General features: G+C 34.8%; 20 protein-coding genes and 1 other RNA gene. 3 read left to right on the forward strand and 18 right to left on the reverse strand.

The features are described 5' to 3' along the window. Together LS70_RS09125 and ssrA are read right to left on the reverse strand one after the other, a co-directional pair. Positions 1-1,279: cache domain-containing sensor histidine kinase (locus LS70_RS09125; RefSeq protein ID WP_138109431.1), on the reverse strand; the 1,279-nt coding region annotated here is incomplete at its 3' end. Between the two features lie 169 nt (positions 1,280-1,448). Continuing rightward, positions 1,449-1,820, reverse strand: a transfer-messenger RNA (tmRNA) gene (gene ssrA / locus LS70_RS09130). A 130-nt stretch (positions 1,821-1,950) separates the two neighbouring features. On the opposite strand from ssrA, the gene panB reads away from it, so the two are divergent. Continuing rightward, entirely contained in the window at positions 1,951-2,757 is an 807-nt protein-coding gene (gene panB / locus LS70_RS09135; protein WP_034287355.1) for a 3-methyl-2-oxobutanoate hydroxymethyltransferase, read from the forward strand. Positions 2,758-2,765: 8 nt separating this feature from the next. Further along, a complete protein-coding gene (gene ruvB / locus LS70_RS09140; RefSeq protein ID WP_034287358.1) occupies positions 2,766-3,767 on the forward strand; it encodes a Holliday junction branch migration DNA helicase RuvB in 1,002 nt (333 codons plus the stop codon). Positions 3,768-4,056: 289 nt separating this feature from the next. Here ruvB and LS70_RS09145 read toward each other — a convergent pair whose 3' ends face one another. The 11 genes from LS70_RS09145 to LS70_RS09195 form a co-directional block, all read right to left on the reverse strand. After that, positions 4,057-5,295, reverse strand: coding sequence for an aminoacetone oxidase family FAD-binding enzyme (locus tag LS70_RS09145; RefSeq protein WP_052083272.1), 1,239 nt, complete (start codon positions 5,293-5,295; stop codon positions 4,057-4,059). A gap of 8 nt (positions 5,296-5,303) precedes the next feature. Beyond that, positions 5,304-6,233, reverse strand: a complete 930-nt coding sequence (gene accA, locus LS70_RS09150; protein ID WP_034287361.1) for an acetyl-CoA carboxylase carboxyl transferase subunit alpha — start codon at positions 6,231-6,233, stop codon at positions 5,304-5,306. Positions 6,234-6,237: 4 nt separating this feature from the next. Then, on the reverse strand, positions 6,238-7,473 hold the full coding sequence (locus LS70_RS09155; protein ID WP_034287363.1) for a beta-ketoacyl-ACP synthase II: 1,236 nt from the start codon (positions 7,471-7,473) through the stop codon (positions 6,238-6,240). 60 nt (positions 7,474-7,533) lie between these two features. Then, the gene (gene acpP / locus LS70_RS09160; RefSeq protein ID WP_034287365.1) at positions 7,534-7,767 is read right to left on the reverse strand and encodes an acyl carrier protein; all 234 of its coding nucleotides are present in this window, start codon (positions 7,765-7,767) and stop codon (positions 7,534-7,536) included. Positions 7,768-7,837: 70 nt separating this feature from the next. Continuing rightward, positions 7,838-8,581, reverse strand: coding sequence for a 3-oxoacyl-ACP reductase FabG (gene fabG / locus LS70_RS09165; protein ID WP_034287367.1), 744 nt, complete (start codon positions 8,579-8,581; stop codon positions 7,838-7,840). A gap of 51 nt (positions 8,582-8,632) precedes the next feature. Continuing rightward, complete coding sequence (gene yaaA, locus LS70_RS09170) at positions 8,633-9,442, reverse strand: peroxide stress protein YaaA (RefSeq protein WP_034287369.1); 810 nt, start codon at positions 9,440-9,442, stop codon at positions 8,633-8,635. An 8-nt stretch (positions 9,443-9,450) separates the two neighbouring features. Beyond that, entirely contained in the window at positions 9,451-10,137 is a 687-nt protein-coding gene (locus LS70_RS09175; protein ID WP_034287371.1) for a hypothetical protein, read from the reverse strand. Between the two features lie 52 nt (positions 10,138-10,189). Continuing rightward, entirely contained in the window at positions 10,190-10,516 is a 327-nt protein-coding gene (locus LS70_RS09180; protein WP_034287373.1) for a hypothetical protein, read from the reverse strand. Positions 10,517-10,518: 2 nt separating this feature from the next. Then, positions 10,519-11,856 carry an NFACT family protein gene (locus LS70_RS09185; RefSeq protein WP_034287375.1) on the reverse strand — a complete coding sequence of 446 codons (1,338 nt, stop codon included), beginning with the start codon at positions 11,854-11,856 and terminating at the stop codon, positions 10,519-10,521. A 3-nt stretch (positions 11,857-11,859) separates the two neighbouring features. Continuing rightward, positions 11,860-13,419: a DNA repair protein gene (locus tag LS70_RS09190; RefSeq protein WP_034287377.1), complete on the reverse strand. Its 1,560-nt coding sequence runs from the start codon at positions 13,417-13,419 to the stop codon at positions 11,860-11,862. After that, on the reverse strand, positions 13,419-14,273 hold the full coding sequence (locus LS70_RS09195; RefSeq protein ID WP_034287378.1) for an NAD(+)/NADH kinase: 855 nt from the start codon (positions 14,271-14,273) through the stop codon (positions 13,419-13,421). Before LS70_RS09195 ends, LS70_RS09190 begins: the two co-directional genes overlap by 1 nt. 188 nt (positions 14,274-14,461) lie before the next feature. Here LS70_RS09195 and LS70_RS09200 point away from each other — a divergent pair, with 188 nt between their 5' ends. Then, entirely contained in the window at positions 14,462-15,037 is a 576-nt protein-coding gene (locus tag LS70_RS09200) for a hypothetical protein (RefSeq protein ID WP_034287380.1), read from the forward strand. On the opposite strand, the gene LS70_RS09975 is transcribed toward LS70_RS09200, so the two are convergent. The 5 genes from LS70_RS09975 to LS70_RS09220 form a co-directional block, all read right to left on the reverse strand. Next, positions 15,030-15,170 carry a hypothetical protein gene (locus LS70_RS09975; protein WP_161594713.1) on the reverse strand — a complete coding sequence of 47 codons (141 nt, stop codon included), beginning with the start codon at positions 15,168-15,170 and terminating at the stop codon, positions 15,030-15,032. The genes LS70_RS09200 and LS70_RS09975 overlap by 8 nt on opposite strands. Positions 15,171-15,255: 85 nt before the next feature. Beyond that, the gene (locus LS70_RS09205) at positions 15,256-16,329 is read right to left on the reverse strand and encodes an AAA family ATPase (protein WP_052083273.1); all 1,074 of its coding nucleotides are present in this window, start codon (positions 16,327-16,329) and stop codon (positions 15,256-15,258) included. Between the two features lie 13 nt (positions 16,330-16,342). Then, positions 16,343-17,617 (reverse strand): restriction endonuclease subunit S, encoded by a 1,275-nt coding sequence (locus tag LS70_RS09210; protein WP_161594714.1) that lies wholly within the window; start codon positions 17,615-17,617, stop codon positions 16,343-16,345. A gap of 173 nt (positions 17,618-17,790) precedes the next feature. After that, positions 17,791-18,732 carry a KpsF/GutQ family sugar-phosphate isomerase gene (locus LS70_RS09215; RefSeq protein WP_034291253.1) on the reverse strand — a complete coding sequence of 314 codons (942 nt, stop codon included), beginning with the start codon at positions 18,730-18,732 and terminating at the stop codon, positions 17,791-17,793. 9 nt (positions 18,733-18,741) lie between these two features. Beyond that, positions 18,742-20,043 carry a Na+/H+ antiporter family protein gene (locus LS70_RS09220; RefSeq protein WP_034291252.1) on the reverse strand — a complete coding sequence of 434 codons (1,302 nt, stop codon included), beginning with the start codon at positions 20,041-20,043 and terminating at the stop codon, positions 18,742-18,744. Positions 20,044-20,114 lie beyond the last annotated feature (71 nt).

A 20,114-nucleotide genomic window follows, 5' to 3' on the forward strand; every position in this document is an offset into this window, starting at 1 on the left:
AGACATCTAGCATATTATTTAACACATTTTTTAATTCTACAAGTTGTGGATTATGAGGATTCTCTATAATTCTTGCAGTTAAATTACCTTCTTCTACTGCTTTTGCTGTTTTTGCAGATTGGGTAATAGCTGTTTCATCTTGCTTTAAGCCTTGTTGAATATTTTGAATGTTTGCATTAATTTCTTTTGCCATTGCTCCAAATTCGTCATTGGAGTTTATTTTGATAGGATTAATTGTATTTGTTTCGTGGTTTAGATAGGAGAAGAAACGCGACAAACCTTGTTGGGTAACTTTAATTGGTCTTAAGAAGATTCTAATAATGAAATAAAGCATAATAGAACCAACAATAATTAATACAGCGTTAATAGTCAAATTTTTTAAAGCAGTGATATTAGATGCTCTTGTATAGTCTGCATAGTTTGCACTTGCTACCATAGTCCAGCCAAAAGGCATTAATTGATAATGTGCAACTCTTTCTGCGCCTGTATGGTCTTTATAATCAATAACCGCGTGTTGATTTTGTTTAACCGCATTCATAATTGCAATTTCTTGTGGAGTTTTTTTGTTATCTAGCACAAGCTCTGGAATCTCATGCGATACAATTTCGCCATTTTGGTCTAAAATGAAAATATTTAAGCTTGGAAAATCCGGAGTATCAAAGTTTTTAAAGCGATTTTGGAATAAATCCAAAGGAATATCTACTGCAATAACTCCTCCAAATTTCCCATTTTTATAAAAAGGCAAAGCCGCAGTTGCTAAGTGTTGCCCTGCAAGCTTGCCACTTTTAGAAAGATAGGCAGGAGTTACAATAAAGCTATTTGCCTGCTTGGCTTGAGCATACCATGAAGCTTCTCGCATATCTTTGTAGGTTGAAGGAATCGGAGTGTAGTTACTGCTAAAGCTAGTTGGAATTTCGTCTTCTAGCCATTCATCAATAAAATCTCCATTGTCATCATAAACCATATAAACATCAGGATATTTGACGGTGTATTGAACATCTGATAGTATTTTGCGCGCACTCGCGACATCATGTCGGTCGATTTTTTCTACCTCTTCTGCTATAAACTTTAAATGCTGTTCTGCTTCAATATTCATCGTAATATTGATTGTTGTAAAAGATGCTTTCAAAATACTTTCTTGAAGAACATGATAAATCTTAACAGAATCATCAACAGTGTTTTTGTAATTTACGATTGCGCTAATGCTTATTATTACTATAAAAGTAACAATAATTAACCCAGAAATCTTTGTTGCTAAAGACACTTTTAACGTTTGCATAATCTACCTTATAATAAAAACTTTATTCTTATTATAATAAAAACTTTATTCTTATTATAATAAAAACTTTTTTGTTAAACTATTTTTTAACTTATTTAAGCAATTTTGCTACTTTTAGTATCACAAGGTAAGTTTGGAAGTCTTGTTTATTAAATTTGGAATCTTAAAATGGTGGAGCTGTGGGGAATCAAACCCCAGTCCAAAATTCAAATCTACAATAACCGATTTACATGCTTGTTTGGGTTTTTAAATCTTTCTTTATCCAAAAAACTCCCAAAAATTTTTAGATAAAGGCAACCATAATCTTAGCTTTGTGTTTGGTGGCACAAAACGCATCTAGCTAAAATGATGTCCTTAGAAAATAGCTAGAATCCTAACTAAGAACAGCTCCAAAGAGTTAGATAAACTTACGCAGCTTTAGCGTAAGCTGGAGCGTAATTCGCGTTGTTTGCGTTTATATTTAAGAGCCAGTTTTACGACTTAGCACAAGTCGGCATGCAGCTAGAGCTATCTAAATCTTGTCGAAATTCAAGTCAGCCCCAAATAAAGCTTGCGATTCTATCGTATATTTTATAAGATTTTTATTAACTTTCTTTTTAGAGTTTCATTTCATTGAAACCTTTTTTATTGTAAAATTCCTTAAAAATTCTTGATGATTTTAAAGGATAAAAATGAGTATGCAAAGTGTGGTAAAATCTATCACAACTACACAGATTCTGAATAAAAAAGGTGTAGAAAAAATCACTATGCTCACTGCTTATGATGCATTAATGGCAAAAATTTTTGATGGTGAAGTGGATATGATTTTGGTTGGCGATAGCTTGCAGATGAGCTTTTTTGGAGAGCAAGATACGCTAAGCTGCACTTTGGATTCTATGATTTATCACACAAAAGCAGTGTGCAATGGTGCAAAGCAAAGCTTGGTGGTTTGTGATATGCCTTTTGGAAGCACAAGCACACCTAAGCTTGCGCTAGAATCTGCAATACGCGTTTATAAAGAAACCAAAGCACAAGCAATCAAGCTAGAAGTAGGGTTTGAGGGGCTAGAAACCATTGAAATGTTAGTTCAAAATGGAATCGCAGTAATGGCACATATTGGACTAAAACCGCAATTTGTCCGCAGTGAAGGGGGCTACAAAGTGCAGGGCAAAACACAAGACAATGTGGAATCTCTAATTTCCCTTGCACAAAAGATTGAACAAAATGGTGCATTTAGTATTTTGCTAGAGGGAGTGAAGGCAGAAGCAGCAAAACAAATCGCACAAAGCGCTAAGATTCCTATTATTGGAATCGGAAGTGGGGCAGGTGTGGATGGACAAGTGCTAGTGTGGAGTGATGCGTTTGGATTTTTTGAAGAGTTTAAGCCAAAATTTGTGCGGCAATATTTAAAAGGCGCAGAACTCTTGCGCGAAGGTGTGCGCGAATATGTCAAAGATGTAAAAAGTGGTGATTTTCCTAGTGAGCAAGAAAGCTATTAAGGATAGATTTGGAACGCATTGTAGAAATTGAAAAATTAACTTTAGATAATGAAGAAGAAGTCAAGCTTCGCCCTTCTTGTTGGGACGATTATATCGGGCAAGAGAAATTAAAGCGGAATCTTCAAGTATTTATTGAAGCAGCAAAAAAGCGTGGCGATGTGCTTGACCATTTATTACTTTTTGGACCTCCGGGACTTGGCAAAACGACTTTGGCGCATATTATTAGTGCAGAAATGCAAACTTCTATTAAAGTAACTGCAGCACCGATGATTGAAAAAGCGGGGGATTTAGCGGCGATTTTGACAAATTTGGGCGAGGGTGAGATTTTGTTTATTGATGAAATCCATCGTTTAAGCCCAGCAATTGAAGAGATTTTGTATCCTGCAATGGAGGATTTTAGGCTTGATATTATTATTGGCAGCGGACCTGCTGCGCAAACGGTGAAGATTGATTTGCCACGTTTTACTTTGATTGGTGCGACTACGCGCGCTGGAATGATTAGTAATCCTTTGCGTGATAGATTTGGAATGCAGTTTAGAATGCAGTTTTATGAACAAGATGAGCTTGCAAGAATCGTAACTTTGGCGTCTATTAAGCTACAAAAAGAATGCAAAAAAGAAGGTGCGCTAGAGATTGCCAAACGCTCACGCGGAACACCTAGAATCGCACTAAGATTATTAAAGCGTGTGAGAGATTTTGCGGAAGTCGCAGAAGAAGCGATGATTACAAAAGAGCGCACGCAATATGCGCTCAATGAATTAGGAGTCAATGAATATGGCTTTGATGAGCTGGATTTGCGCTTTTTAAAGATTATTTGTGAGAGTAGGGGGCGTCCTATAGGACTTAGCACGCTTGCTGCTGCGATGAGTGAAGATGAAGGGACGATTGAAGATGTGATTGAGCCTTATTTGCTGGTCAATGGATATTTGGAGCGCACCGCACGGGGTAGAATCGCAACACAAAAAACTTATGAACTCTTTTCTTTTAGGGATTCTGGAAGTTTGTTTTAGATTTTATTTGGAATTCCTTTTTGGTTATTTGTGATAAATTGTATTTTTTATATTTTCTGCATAAAAACATCAAGCAATTTTTCAATTAATCCTAATATTTGCACTCGCTTTTAAGCTGTGTAGAGTGCATTTCTAAATCATTAAATGGGGAATTATGTCGGAGTTGTATGGCGTGAAAGCAAGATAGCTTAAAAGGCTTGAGATTCTAAAGTAGTTGTTGGATTGATTAGGCTTTAAATGTGTTGCTATTATAAGTAGTGGTAGTATTTAAGGTTGGAATCGCAAAATATTATTTAAATGTGTCAAGTATAGCTTTGGAACATATATGCGCACTTGCCCACGCAAAGGCTAGATTGTAGCCTCCCCTTTCTCCCACAACATCTAACATTTCACCGATGACATAAAGATTTTTATGTTTTTTGGATTCTAAAGTATTAGGATTAACTTCTTCTCCGCTCACTCCACCACCGCTTACTTCCGCATTTTCAAAGCCCTTTAGCGTGGGATTTGTGAGTTCAAAGTTTTTTAGTCCAAACACAAATTGCTTAAGTTGTTTGGTGTTTTTGGGATTCCAAGTAATGTTTTGTGCAAAAGCTTTAGCGATTTTTGGGTGCAAAAACCCGCTTAAAAGCGTGGAAGTTTTCCGATTTGGATAGGTTTTGATGAGAGTTGCAAGCTGGTTTTCTAGCACTTTTTCTTCTAAAAATGGCACAAAATCCAAAATAATTTTTAAATCTTTTTGGAGTTTAATATGTGTAGAAATATCCAAAACCCCAAAACCTGAAATGCCATAATCCGTAAAAAGCACATCATCAGTGAGAGTTTTTAGAATCTGGTTATCTTTTTTGAGTGTTAATTTTGCCTTGATTTTCACGCCTTTTAGGTGATTTGTGAGTTTGGATTCCACCATCAAAGGCACTAAAGTAGGGTAGGTTGGAATCACTTTCAAGCCCAAGTTTTTGGCTAATTGCAGTCCTTTATCGCTTCCACCAAGTTTTGGTGCTGCTTCACTCCCGCAAGCAAGCACAACACAAGAGCATATAAATTCACCCGCACAGCTTTTTAGCAAAAAATTCTCTTGTGTTTTGTGTAATTCTAAAATTTCAGATTCTAAATACATTTCAAGATTTTTAGAGTTTTTTAGCAAATCTTCAAAAACTTCTAGCACGGATTTTGCTGAATTTGCAAGCGGATAAACTTTGCTATCTTCTTGAATCTCTAATGCGATTCCTAGATTTTGGCAAGTTTTTGCAAAGGTTTTAAAAGAAAAATTTTGCAAAATATTTTGAATCGTTTTTGGGTTAAAGCTTGAAGTTTGATAGTGGTTTGCATGTGTGTTTTGGTTATGGATATTGCAGCGTCCATTGCCTGTGGCTAGGAGTTTTTTGCCTAGATTTTTGTTTTTGTCAAACAGCATAACGGGAATGTTGTGCTGCAAAAGTGTAATTGCGCAAAAGATTCCGCTTGCTCCCGCGCCGATGATTGCAACTTTTTGTGTGTTGTTGTGTGTTAAAGTTGTGTCTTTCAATCTATCTTTTATGCTTGAAAACTTCCATAATTCATAAGCTTACTAAAGCGTTTGTTTAGAAAATCCGGGTCTTTGCGGATAGCTTCTAGGGATTCTAAAAAATATGTTTTAATCATCTCTGCTGCGCCCTCTTTATCCCTATGCGCGCCAATTCCGGGTTCTTGTATAATCGCATCAATTAGGTTGGCTGCTTTTAAATCTTCTGGAGTGATTTTTAAAGCTTGCGTGGCGTTTTCAATCTTTGCTGGGTCATTCCACAAAATCGCCGCACAGCCTTCTGGTGAAATAACGCTAAACACTGAATATTGCATCATAGCAAGCCTATCTGCTACACCAATAGCAAGTGCTCCACCGCTTCCACCTTCTCCAATAACTATAGAAATAGTTGGAATCTTAAGTGCGCTAAATTCTTGCAAATTCTTTGCAATCGCTTCACTCTGTCCGCGTTCTTCTGCTCCAATTCCGGGATATGCACCGGGAGTATCTACAAACATTAAAAGCGGGATTCCAAATTTCTCTGCCATTTTTGCAGTGCGTAATGCTTTGCGATAGCCTTCTGGGTTTGGCATACCAAAATTACGATAAAGTTTATTTTTTGTTCCTCTGCCTTTTTCTTCGCCAATTACCATAACTTTTTGATTATCAATTTTTCCCAAAAAGCAGACAACTGCATGATCATCGCTAAAATGCCTATCCCCGTGAATCTCTAAAGGCTCTTCTAAAAGGAGAGTAATATAATCCATTGCATAAGGGCGGTCAGGGTGTCTTGCGAGTTGTAATTTTTGGTAGTCAGAGAGATTAGAATAAACTTTTGTAACTTCTTTATCTAAATCTTTTTGCAAAATTGCAATTGCGTGTGCGTCATTTTTTAGCTGTGCTGTCGCAATATTTTCTTGAATATTTTTGATTTTTACTTCAAAATCTAAATAAGTTGCCACGATTTTACACTTTTTTGAAAATTACAACACCATTAGTTCCTCCAAATCCAAAGGAGTTACTCATAATTGTGTTGATTTTTGCTTCTCTTGCAACATTTGGAATGTAGTCTAAATCACATTCTGGGTCTTTTTGGATTTGATTGATTGTTGGTGGTAAGATTCCTTTTTGTATCGCCATAATAGAAATTACCGCTTCAATCCCTCCTGCTGCTCCCAAGCAATGTCCGACTTGTCCTTTTGTGGAGCTAACTGGTGGCACATTTCCATTAAATGCTTTTTTAAGAGCAAGCGTTTCATAAAGGTCATTGTATTTTGTGCTTGTTCCATGCGCATTAACATAATCAATTTGTGTATTTGCCATTTGTAATGCCATTTTCATAGCGCGATAAGCTCCCTCGCCTTCTGGTGCAGGTGTTGTGATATGGTTTGCATCTCCACTTTCTCCAAAGCCAACAAGTTCTGCATAAATTGTCGCACCTCTTGCTTTGGCAATTTCATATTCCTCAAGCACTAATGCAGCCGCACCTTCACCCATTACAAATCCATTGCGCTCTGCGTCAAATGGGCGGCTTGCGTGTTGTGGGTCATCGTTTCTATCGGATAAAGCCTTCATTGCGGCAAATCCACCGATTCCAACACCGCAAATTGCAGCTTCTGCTGCGATAACCAACATTCTATCTGCACAATTTAGCATAATTGTTTTGCTTGCTTCGCTAATCCCATGTGTGCCTGCTGCGCATGCTGTTACGCTAGCTAGATTTGGACCTTTTAGGGAATAATCAATAGAAATGAATCCGCCAAGCATATTTACAAGTGCAGAGGGAATAAAAAAGGGAGAAATACGTTTTGGTCCGCGTTCAAAATTTATCACAGAGTTTTTCTCAATGTTTCCTAATCCGCCAATTCCTGAAGCAGAGCTAATTCCAAAGCGTTCTGGATTAATGGAATCTTGTAATTTTCCTTCTCCATTTAATAAGCCACTATCTTCCATTGCTTCTTTTGCAGCTTTGATTCCTAATTGAATAAATCGGTCTGCTTTTTTGACTTCTTTTGCGTCCATAACAGTGCTTGGGTCGAAATCTGTAATTTCAGCGGCAATTTTTACAGGAAATTCAGAGACATCAAAAGAGGAGATTGTTTTAACCCCACATTTTCCATCTACAATAGCTTTAAAAGAATCTTCTCTGTTTAACCCAAGCGCATTAATCATTCCTATACCTGTAACTACTACGCGTTTCATATTTCTCCTTTGACAATTAAAACAGCAGTATGCCCTAAAGGCATACTTAAAGGGTATAAATTAAGCTTTTGCTTTTTCGATGTAAGCTACAACATCGCCAACGGTTTGAATTTTTTCTGCTTCTTCATCAGGGATTTCAATTTCAAACTTTTCTTCTAATGCCATTACGAGTTCAACAACATCTAAAGAATCTGCACCTAAATCATCTACAAATTTAGATTCTGGCTTTACTTCACCCTCATTGACATTGAGTTGTTCAACAACAACCGCCTTTACATCATCAAATACTGCCATTGCAATTTCTCCTTAAAAAATTTCAATAAGTCTATATTGTAGCTAAGTTTTTCTTAAAAAACTTTATGTGTTACATATATAGTCCGCCATTTACTTTTAAGACTTCCCCAGTTATGTAATTTGCGCTATTTGAAAGTAAAAAGGCAACAGCTCCTGCTACTTCTTCTCCGCTTCCAAAACGTCCTAATGGAATATTTTGTGCATAAGCTTGTTTGACTTCTTCTTTGAGTTCTTTTGTCATATCGCTTTCAATAAAGCCCGGTGTTACACAATTAAAGCGGATTCCTTTGCTTCCACCTTCTTTAGCAAAAGATTTTGTCATTGCGAGCATTCCACCTTTGCTTGCTGCATAATTACATTGCCCAAGATTGCCTATTTCTCCAATGATAGAAGCAATATTAACTACCGCTCCATAACCTTGTTTGCGCATTATCTTTAAGGCTTCGCGACAACCAATAAAACTTGAAGTGAGATTTGCATTTAGCACAGAAGTAAAATCCTCTGTTTTCATGCGCATAGAAAGTTTGTCATTTGTGATTCCTGCATTATTGACCAAAAATGCTAACTCTTCATCGCTACTAAGAATCGCATTTAATCCCGCAATAAAAGCTTCTTCATCTGTCGCATCAAAGCATACCACAGCAGCGCAACCGCCATTTGCTTCAATTTCTGCTTTGAGATTGTCTGCAAGCTCTGGCTTGGAGCGATAATTAATCCAAACTTTCAAACCTTCTTTTGCTAGCACTTTAGCGATTTCTGCTCCGATTCCTTTGCTAGCACCTGTGATTAAAACATTTTTTCCACAAAATTTCATACTATCCCTTTTAATGTCCTTATAAAAGAGAAATTATACTAAAATTTAAATTTATTGAATAGTATAAGTTAAGAGTGTTTGAGTAATGTTTTGTGCGTTTGTGGTGTTTTTATCTTGCAAACTTAATCCTGTAATATCTGTGGAGATTAGTGTCTCTAAGTCTGAAATTTTAGATTTTGCGCAAGTTTGTAGCAAGATTCCGCGATAAAATTTTGCATAATGGCTTAGAGTTTTTCCATTTTTTATGAAATTTGGAATCACGATGTGGAGATTTTTATGTTTAAGTGTAGTTGGAATCGTATTTAGAGAAAAACATTTTTGATAAAATCCTGCGCGCAAGTCTAAAAACTCTAAAGATTCTGTGTTTGTGGAATCTAAAAATTTCCAAATGTTTTCAGAGTTTTCTTTGTAGAAATTTTTTGTGGAGAATGTAGTATTTTTAGAATAAAAGCCCTCACCTTGTTTTAAATCATAATAAGGAATCTTATCTTGTGCTTTTAAGATTCCAAAAAGATTAGAAAAAATTAAAAGATGTTTGTGCAGATAATCCTTTGTGCTATTATCTAAGTTTGTGTAATCTAGAGCATTAAAAGCTACTCCTATGTAGCGTTCAATGGAATCTAAAAGTGGTGCGTTTAAGAGATTTTGCGCTAAAGAGAGTTCATCTAGGTTGATTGTTTTTACTCCAAAGAGTTTTTGGAGTTCTGCATCACTTGCGTGTTGTAAAAACTGCGTGTAAGATTCTAAAATTTCTTGTAAATTTTTGCAAATAAAATCTTTATAAAATGCTGTTTTTGTTGCTTTTGTAGAATTTTTATGTGTTAAGCATTTTTTCTCACTCGGCGAAAATAGAATCCACATAGTATCTCCTAAAATAAAATATTATAGCCTAGATAAACACCGATTGCTGAAGTTTTACTAAGGTCAAGATTCACAGAGCTTGGGTTTCCATTAAGGTCTAAGTTTCCATTCTCTTCGCCAAAATCTAAGCGTCTTGCTTGCACGCCAAATTCTAATTCTCCGTTGTTAAAAGTGCGGATTAAACCTCCTTTGACACCATAGGTTAAGCCTGTATAAGAGAGTTTTTCAAGTGCGCTATCATTAATCACAAAGCCTCCGCTATCAAATTTTCCTAATGCGATTCCAGCATTAACCCCCAAAAGCAAACGCCAATTTCTGCTGTTTGGAAGCTGTGGAGTAAAGGCATAACCTAATGTTAAAAGTTGGTAAGAGAATCCATTTTCTTTAAGATGATGTTCAAAATTTGCTAAGATTCTGTTGTTTGCATTAAGCAAATAACCTATCTGGATTCCAACACCAAATTGTTTTTCACTTAAACTATGGTCTTGTGTTTCAAAACCGCTAATGCTAAGTGTCGCATCTGATTTTGTTTTATTATAAGTTCCATAAACACCTAGTAAGCGGTTTTTTCTCTGTGTGTATAAGGGGTGTTCATCATTTTGCGAGTAGTAAGGGTTTGGGTTGTTAGGCTGCCATGCAAACCCAAGTGTAGAAAGAAAAATAAAAACTATAAAGATTTTTAAGAAGATTTGCATAGGCTATCCTTTTTGCTTGTTTTTTAAAGCAATAGCAAAAAGGATTCCAACTTTATACTGAAATGTTTAAATGTGCTATTGTCCCATCTGCGTTGGTTTGAATAGTATTTTGCTGCTCATCTTGCGTGGAATCTTGTTGTTGTTTTTCTTGTTCTTCCGCATCTTTTTCTTGTTTGCCATCTCCCTCTCTTTCATCGTTAGCTTCAAGTGTTTCTTCTGCTGGACGCACTTCTTGGATTTCTTCTTGTTGTTCTTGCAGAGTTTGGAGATTTACCATAGATTGAAAATCAAGTTTAACCTGTGTGTTTGCTTGTTGGACAGAGCCAACTTGAGCGTTTTGGTTAATAAAATTCATATTGCCAACGGGAGTTACAGCCATATTTAATCCTTTTTTAGCTGGAGCGTTTGCTCTTTTGCATACACAACATTTGCGCCTTGTGTAATTTTTACAAATTTGCGCCTTGTGTAATCCACAATATAATTTCCGCTAAAACTTTTTGTAAAACCAATTAAAATTTTTGCGGCTTTGTATAAGATTATATCGGAAATTTTTGATTTTCCACAATGGATAATACAATGCGAGCTTGGAATATCGCGAATATGCATCCAAATATCTTCCGCACGTGCGTCTTTTAGCAAAGCAATGTTCTCGCGTTCATTTTTCCCGATAGAAACTTTAATTCCTTCAACAAAGAAGCTTTCAAACAGCTTGCTATCGTGCTTTTGTTTGGAATCTTTGTGTGTGGAATCTTTTTGAAAATTAGAGTTTAGAATTTGTAAATCATTAGTATTTGTTACATTTTGCACCATTTTTAGTAAATTTTCATAAAAGGAAAGTTTTTCATTAAGATTTTGTGCTTGGAGATGAATATTTTTTGCTTTTTTGGCAAGTTTTTTAGAGTTTTCAAAGAAAATTTGTGCAGCATGGCTTAGAGAATGGGCTTTGCTAGGAAGTGTAATAGAAATGGAATCAAGAATAATGCAATTTCCTTTAAAATTTGGGTGTAAATACAAATTTTCCACAATAAGTTGCCCAAAATGCGCTTCTTGCTTTGCGTTAGATTCTAAAATGTTTTTATCTTCTAATGTGTTTAAAAAATGTTTGATTTGAGAAATTTTTTGTAAAAGCGTGGTTGTGGATTTGTGGATTTTTTGTTCTAATTCTTTGGCTTTTAGAGTTTTAAAATTTTGGGCTAGAGTGCTAAAAAGCTCACCTTCATCGCGCAGTATTGGTGGAGTTTTTGGCTGGGGAAGTGGCAAAAGAGGTTTTGTGATTCTAACTTCTCTAAAGGATTGTTCTTTTGTAATATGGCGCAGAGCATCTAGGACAATTTTGTTGGAATCTAGCAAAATAAGATTTGTATTGCGCCCTGTAAATTCAATTTGCAATGTGATTTGAGAAGTTTTATAGCTATTTTGGATTTGCAAAAGAAGTTGCAAGATTCTGTTATTTTTATCTGTGGCGGCATTTAAAATTTGGGAATTAAAACAATATTTCTGTAGGCTTTGGTCAAAAGGAGCTTGGTAGATTTTATGGGCAATAAGTGGTTCATCTGTTGTAAAAATTGTAGATTTTCCGCGACTAAGGTCAATAAAAAACAAATCCCCATTAATATCTAGTTTAAAGAGATTATCTCCGATTCTACGGATTGAGCGGAGTTTTAGAGGAGGGGTTTGGGTTAAGTGTTTGGCAAATTTTTGTAGAGTGCTTAGATTCATTGATTAGCCATTTAAACGTTTGGTTGCAAACTCTAAAGCTTCTTTGGTTATGGAATCTCCGCTAATCATTCTTGCAATTTCTTGGATTCTACCTTGTTTGTCTAGTTCTGTGATTGTTGAGCCATTGGGTTGTTTTTGGATTAAAAAATGCGCATTAGCAAGGCTTGGCATATGCGGTTGGTGAGAGATTGCAAAGATTTGATAGGAATCTGAAAGTGCTTTTAAGACGTTAGCCACACCTTGAGATTCTTCCCCGCTTAGATTTGCATCGACTTCATCAAGGATAATGATGGCTTGATGTTTGGCTTGTGTGCTTTGTATGAGTAGCAAGGCTAAGCGAAGGCGGTTAAATTCTCCCGAGCTTAAATTTTTTAAAGCTGTATTTAACGTGATTTCTAAGGTTTCTGCTCCTAAAATACTATAAGATTCCACTTCTGCAATGGGTTCTAATCGCACTTTTGCATTTGGCATTTTAAGGGAATTTAGTGTGGAATTTAGTGTGTTTTCAAAATCTTTTAGATTTTTTTCTCTCACACTTGTTAGGGCTTTTGCGCTCTCTTGTAAAGAGTTTTTGGCGTGATTATAGGAAGTTCGCGCTTCTTTGAGAATAGAATCTAAATTTTCATATTTTTGCAAGTCTTGCTTTTTGTTTTCTAAATATTCTAAAGCTTCATCAACACCCCCATAGCGGTGTTTTAATGCGCTTAAAGCTTCAATACGATTTAAAATCTCTTCGGGATTTGTCATCTCTAAGGTTTCTAGTCGCTCACTCTCTTGCTCGCATAATTCTTCTAACGCATTTAAAGCATTTAAGATAGAATCGCTTTCTTTTTCATTGTTTTGGATAAGATTTAAAAAGTGTGAGACTTTATGGCTATGGTTTAAAAACTCACGCACATCTTGCAAGCTCTCATTAATTTTTTCTTTTTTTGAGATTTCCTTTTTAAGCTCTAAGAGTTCTTCATATTCTCCCTTTTTAGGGTTTAGGGATTCTATTTTTTGAATCTCAAAGCGCACAAATTCTTTTAATTCTGCAACTTTTAATGCTTCTTCTTGGAGTGTTTGTAAGGTATTTTTAGCGGTTAAAAAAATGGAAAAATTTTCTTTGTAGGTTTGTAAAATGGCTTGATATTTTGGGTTTTTGGAGTGTAAAAAGCTATCAAGTGTTAAAAAAAGATTCTGTTGGCTTGTGGCATCATAAGATTTTGTGCTAAGGTGCTTTAAAAAAGGCGCAAAAAGTTCTTGGATTTTCTTTTTAGGAATATTTTGTGCATTTAGAAAATAACGCAATTTATCTTTTTTGCTAAGCGTTAAAACGACTTCACCTTCATCAATTAAACCTTCAAATTCTTGTGGGATTCCTTGAATTTCTAGTGTAGCCTCTAAAAGTGTTGCATTAGAATCCCTTAACCCAAAAAGTGCCAAAATGGATTCCATAAGCACAGATTTTCCCGCTCCACTAGCTCCACTAAAGACATTGAAATATAAATTTGGATAAAAGGTAGCTTCTTTAAAAGTAGGAGAATCTTTGATGTGGATTTTTTGGATATAGAGTTTTTGCATTAGTCAAAATCCCCCCAATGAAATTTCTCTTTGAGAATCTTAAAATAATTCCAATGTGGGCTGTGGATTAATCTAACGCCTTCTTTTTTTGCATAAATTGTAATTTTCTCTCCAAATTTTAAGGGCTTGCTTTCTTGTCCATCAACGACAATATTGCAACGTCCTGCTTCACCTAGCATAATGGAGATTTCAAAAGAATCAGGTAATATCAAAGGTCTTTGTGTCAAGGAATGCGCACAAATAGGTGTAAGAAGAATGTTTTTTGAAAAAGGATAAACAACTGCTCCTCCTGCGCTAATATTGTATGCTGTAGAACCTGTTGGAGTAGCAATAATTAATCCATCTCCATAATACGCATTAAAATATTCTCCATCAATATAAGCTTTTAAATGAATCATTCCTGCTTCATTTAAGCGTGTTAGAATAATATCATTTAAGGCAAAAAAACTAGGATTATCTGCGATTTTTCCCTCTAGCATCATATGATGTGCAATCGTGTAGTTGCCACTTTTTAGGTTTGGCAAGAAGGCTTGAACTTCATTTTTTTGCAAATCTGTAAGGAATCCTAAATGCCCCATGTTGATTCCTAAAATAGGTTTTTTATATGCAATAGAACGTCTTGCGGTAGAAATTAATGTGCCATCTCCTCCAATTGAGATTAAAATATCAGATTCTAAGCATAATTCTTCAAAGTTTAGCCCACGCATTCCAATCATTCCAGCACTAATGGAATCTAAAATAACGCGAAATCCTAATTGTGTCGCTTGGGTTTGAAACTCTAAAAAATAATCTTTAAGCTCCGGTGTAGATGGGCGTAAGAACACGCCTAATGTTTGGATATTTTGTTTTTGCATGGTTTATCTTGATTTTTAGAAGTTGATTGCATGAATTTCCTTAAGATTCCAAATTTAGATTCTCTAATGCAGTAATTTTAGACTATTAATACTCAAAAATAAATTATTTTATTTCTAAAACCTTTACTTTTTGACTCTTTTTGATTAAAATTTTTCGCATAATAACATCATTAACAAAGGAATTACTTATGAAAAAAATGTTTTTAGCTACATGTGGTGCTTTAATTTTATCAAGTGCGCTTTTTGCTGAAGGTTTAGATGAAAATAGCATTAAAATTGGATTTGAAGGATACAAAACTCCTGCAATGGCAGTTACAAAAGGTGAATTTAGTGAGGCAAAATTTAATTTCAAGAAAGATGATTCTACGCTTTCTAAGCAGCTTATTGGAGCAAGCGTGATTCTCTCTCCAAATAGCATTGATATGGGCGGTGAAGAAAATCAAGTGATTACAGATAATGTTGTGAATGCGTTTTTTGGAACATTAAACAATAAAAACGACATTAAAGTAGAAATCATTAATGTGATTGAAGGCGAGTATAAAGGCACAATTAGCGCAAAAGTTATTATCAATCGTCAAAGTACAATTGTGCCATTAAATTATGAGATTTTGGGCAATAAAGATTTCCGCGCACAAGGAAGATTAGACCTTTTTGCATTTTCTAATGCTTCAAAAGCTCTAAAAGCTCTTAGCGATGTAGCTGCTGGGCATTTAGGTGTAAGTTGGAATATTGTAGATATTGTCATTGAGGGTAAGCTTAAATAAATGGATTGTAAGTTAGCAAAAAGATTCCTATTAAACTAGGATTCTTTGCTTTACTTACTCTTTTGATGCCATTTTTGGAGAGTAAATATTCTTCAATAAAGTTTTCTAGGTCTTTTTCTGTGTAGTTTGACATTGTTAGTTCTTATTTTAACTTCTATATCTTATAAATTCATCATAAACTTTTTGAAATTTTCTAAAATCTTTCCACAGATTATCTTTTATCTATTTGACATCTCAATTAAATCAAAACCATTATTGCCAAATTCTCTTTCCATGCCCAAAACAAAAAGTGATGAATGAGACGTAACGATAAATTGAATTTTTGGAAATAATTTAATTAAACGCGGTAGAATTTTACTTTGTAAATTATCATGTAAATGCGCATCAATTTTATCAATGACAACTATTCCTTCAAGCAATTCAATAGGTTTTCCAGATAAATCTGTATGTCTTACAATATTAGTAAATAAATTTAAAAGCAAAAGTTCTCCCAAAGAAAGTTGATTAATATTGCTTAATAAAAGTCTGTTGTTTTCGTAAATCCCAATTTGCGCATTTGAATTCCTAGTTACAATCCTAAAGCGTAAATTTTTATTTTGTTTAACTTCTCGTAAAATTGTATTAATTGCTTCCCATGTATCATCTTTTTTATCTGTATAAGGTGTTGTATCTAATATATTCATAATATAAGAGTGATTTTTATTAAGAGAAGTTATAATCTCAAGTTCTTTGCTATATTGTTCTCTATAATCTATTTCATCTTTAAAGCCGCTATTAAAGTTTGAATTTTCCCGAAATGGCTCTTCATAGCGATATGCTGGTTGATAATAGTGCGCTTGAGTTAGCCACTCTCTTCGTAGTTTTTCTATTTCATTATTAGTAAATTCGGTAATTTTTTTGCCAATTTTTGTTTGCAACAATAATGAACAAATATCTTTAATTTCATTTGCATTGCAATTGATATAATCTATATATTCAATATGACTTTTTGTTTTGCTGCTCTTATATTTAATCAATGTAAAACCACTTTTTGAGCCTTCTTTAAGATTTATGCTTTCATTGATTTTATAAAATCTTCTACTTAAGTTGTTTATTTTGCTAATATTATCAAATAAACTACTACTAATTTCATAAAAGCTATCCATAATGTTAGAGAGTAAAAGAGTCTTTCCTCTACCATTTTCGCCCACAATAACAACAGGTCTAGGTTTGCCTTCGTCTGTAAAACTAGGATTAATCTCGAGACTTTCAATTCCTCCTATGTTTTTTATAATAATCTGTTTTACATACATTTCTCTCCTTTTCTCAAACCATAATTCTACCACATACTGCTTGGGATATAAGTGTGGTTTTGTATTCTTTGATAAGCTCTATTTGCTTTTTGGTTTTTTCTATAATTGTATCAATTTTTGCAATTTTAGAATCTAAAAATTCCGCGATTTGCTCTTGCTCTTTTAGGGGTGGTAAGGGGATTTTTAAATCACCAAAATCACTAGAGGTTATAGCTGGATAATTTGACCCTGTGCTTTTTAAAACAACTCTTTGCACTAGACTATCTTCAAGTAAAGCATAATAAATAAATTTAACATTTTTACTTGTTCTAAGTTGTGCATAACCTGTTGAAGCCACATAATCCCCACTTTTATCAAATAAATAGTTATTTTTCTGATATGGTCTGACTAGTTGGAATAAAATGTCTTGTTTTTGTAAGATTCGTTGGGCTCTACTTGGTGCATTATCTCTATTAATTATTTGTTTTTTAAATAAATATCCACTTTTAACACTTTCTAAGTCAATATATACAAATCTATTAGGTAGTTTTGTGTTGGTTTGTGGATTGATATTGCAAATATGCTTAATTTTCCTAACTTCCCAATGTTTTGGGATTTTGCCTAGATATTTTATGCCGCTGTCTTTAAGTTCTGTTTTGCTATCTAGTCCTTTTGTTACTACTTCGTTGATTAGGGCTTGTTTTTTCTCTTCTAAAAGTGTGATGAGCTTTTGCTTTTTGTCTATGAAATTTGAAATTTTTTCGCATTTTTTATCTAAAAATTCCGCGATTTCTTTTTGTTCTTTTAGGGGTGGGAGCGGGATTTTTAAACCTCTTAGATTTGAAGCATAGATATGAACTATAATTTCTCCCTTAGATTCAATACTTTTATAAAACTTAGCATACTTAGTGTTTAATGCGTAAGATAAAAACAAAGCATTGTTTTCTTTCTGTCTAAAAATAATCACATCTCCCCCAGCAAACGCAATTTCATCTCCTAAATAAACGATATTTTTACCTATATCTTCTTTGGTTTCACCAGAGCCAGCAAAAAGAATATCTCCTTTATATATGGGAATGGCATTTAATGAAGTATTTTTAGATATTTTAGAATCTAAGAATCTTGCACTAATTTCATATTTCATATAAATATCTCCATAAAGAATCGCAGATTCTCCATTTTCAATTAAATCTTGTCGTGAGATATTTCCACCTTTTAAGAAGATTCCAAAATTTACAAGTCTTTTTACTTTCCAATGTTTTGGGATTTTGCCTAGATATTTTATGCTGCTGTCTTTAAAAGTTTTCATTGCATTAGCCTTTGAAATTGTCATATTGAGGGCGAATGCCCTAAATATCTCTTTAGGACTTCATATTTTAGATTCTTTGCTTAATAACAAGTGTTTTGCAGATAATATAAAATGCAATTACAAAGCAAAAAATTTTAGTTTGTAAGAAATTTTAGCCTAAGGGTTTTATGCCCTTAGACTTTAGCAATCGCATATAATTGCACAATGCCAACATAACGATTGTTATCCATTACCACTAATTCTTTAATTTTATGTTCTATCATTAGCGATTCTGCTTCTGTCGCCATTGCATTTTTATCAATCATTTTTGGATTTTCTGTCATAATTTCTTTTGCGATTGCGTTAAATTTATCTGCATTGAGTGCGCGCCGTAAATCTCCATCTGTAATAATCCCTAGTAATTCTGTTTTTTCACACACTAGGCACATTCCAAGTTTTTTAGAAGTCATTTCGGCAATTAACGCCTTAAAACTAGTATCTGGTGTTACAATAGGTAAATTCTCACTTACCATAATATCCTTAACGCGTGTTAAGAGTTTGCGTCCTAAACTTCCTCCCGGGTGAAAAAGTGCAAAATCTTCGGGTTTAAATTCTCTTGCGCGCATAAGTGCAATAGAGATTGCATCTCCCATTGCCAAAGTTGCAGTTGTGGAGCTTGTTGGGGCAAGCTGCAAAGGGCAAGCTTCTTTTTGCACTTTAATGTTTAAAAAATAATCACTCTCTCTTGCAAGCGTGGAATCTTTTCTTCCACTTAGTGCAATTAGTGGAATCTTGCGCGCTTTGATAGAAGGGATTAAGCGTAAAATTTCTTCACTTTCTCCAGAATTAGAAATCGCAAGCAGAGCGTCTTCTTCTCTTAGCATTCCTAAATCTCCATGCAATGCTTCTGCGGGGTGAAGAAAAAAGCTAGGAGTGCCTGTGCTTGCTAAAGTAGCAGCAATTTTTGCTCCAATATGCCCAGATTTTCCCATTCCACTTACAATTAATCTTCCTTTTAATCCTAAAATACAAGCAATCACTGCATTAAAATCCGCATTAATGAATTCCTTTAAGCCTAAAATTGCATTTGCTTCTAAGTCAAAAACTTCTTTAGCAATTTGAATAAAATCACGCATACAAACTCCTTATAACACAACCGCAGCAAGTGTTCCACCAAGAATTAGCGGAATATTATACATCAAAAAGGTTGGCACACAAGTATCCCAAATATGATTATGTTGTTTGTCGATATTTAATCCAGAAGTTGGTCCAAGTGTGCTATCACTCGCCGGGCTTCCCGCATCACCTAATGCACCCGCGATTCCAACAAGTAAGATAATTGCCGCAGGAGAAAATCCAAGCGTTAAAGCTAAAGGGCAGTAAATTGCTGCAATAATTGGAATCGTTCCAAAGGAAGTTCCGATTCCAAGTGTGATAAACAATCCAACAAGTAGCATCATAAATGCTCCAAGTAGTTTTCCTTGTGTGAGTGTCGCGACATAATCTACAAGCGTAGTAATTGCGCCTGTTTCTTTTAAAACTGCTCCAAATCCTGCTGCTACAAGCATCACAAAAGCAATAAATGCCATCATTTTAAAGCCATTTTCCATAACAGAATCAATCTCTCCCCAAGCGATTCCACCTAAAAGCACCATAACAACTAATCCGCACAAACCACCAAGTGGTAAAGAGCCTATCCATAGTTGCACCACAAAAGCTATAATTGCTCCTAAGAGCACGGCAAAATCTTTGCGTTGCATATTTGGTTTTTCTAAATTTTCCATTTCTTTTTTGGATAAATATGTGTTTTGGTATTCGCGTGGTTTGCGATAAAACACAAAGATTCCAAGTAATAACCCCACAAACATACAAGTCCCACCTATCCACATTACGCTTGCGACATCATTTAAATCAACTTGCACACCATTTTGGTTAAGCTGGTCGCGCAAAATTGTGTGAAAGATTAATCCAAATCCAGCTCCAAAGCTTACATAAGGGGCTTTAAGTCCAAAAGTGAGTGCGCAAGCAACAGCACGTCTATCAATTTTTAAGCGATTCATTAAAGGGATAAGGGGTGGAATTAGAATTGGAATAAAGGCAATATGCACAGGAATTAAGTTTTGTGAAAAACAAGCAAAAAATGCTAAAGAGAGACAAAACATTAAGCGGCGATTCTGCACAAACTTAGCAATATAGTGGATTAAAATTGTTGTTAAATTTGTCTGCGCAATGGCACTTGCAAGCGCACCCAATAGAATATAGCTTAACGCAGTTTCTAAATTGCCTGCCATTCCAGAAATAAGTATGCTAATGCTTTTTTCAATCCCTAAGCCCCCTAAGATTCCAGCAACAAGTGCAGAAATTAGAATCGCTAGTAAAACATTGAGTCTAGCTAGACACAGCACACCCATAACTATAATAGAAATCACAACAGGATTTGTAAGCATTTTTTACCTTTTGTTGCAAAAATGAAGTTATGATTTTATCTTAAGAATTCTTTTATAAGCATTTAAAATGG

This window comes from Helicobacter sp. MIT 11-5569 (assembly GCF_000765695.2).
In the GTDB taxonomy this organism is placed as follows: domain Bacteria; phylum Campylobacterota; class Campylobacteria; order Campylobacterales; family Helicobacteraceae; genus Helicobacter_D.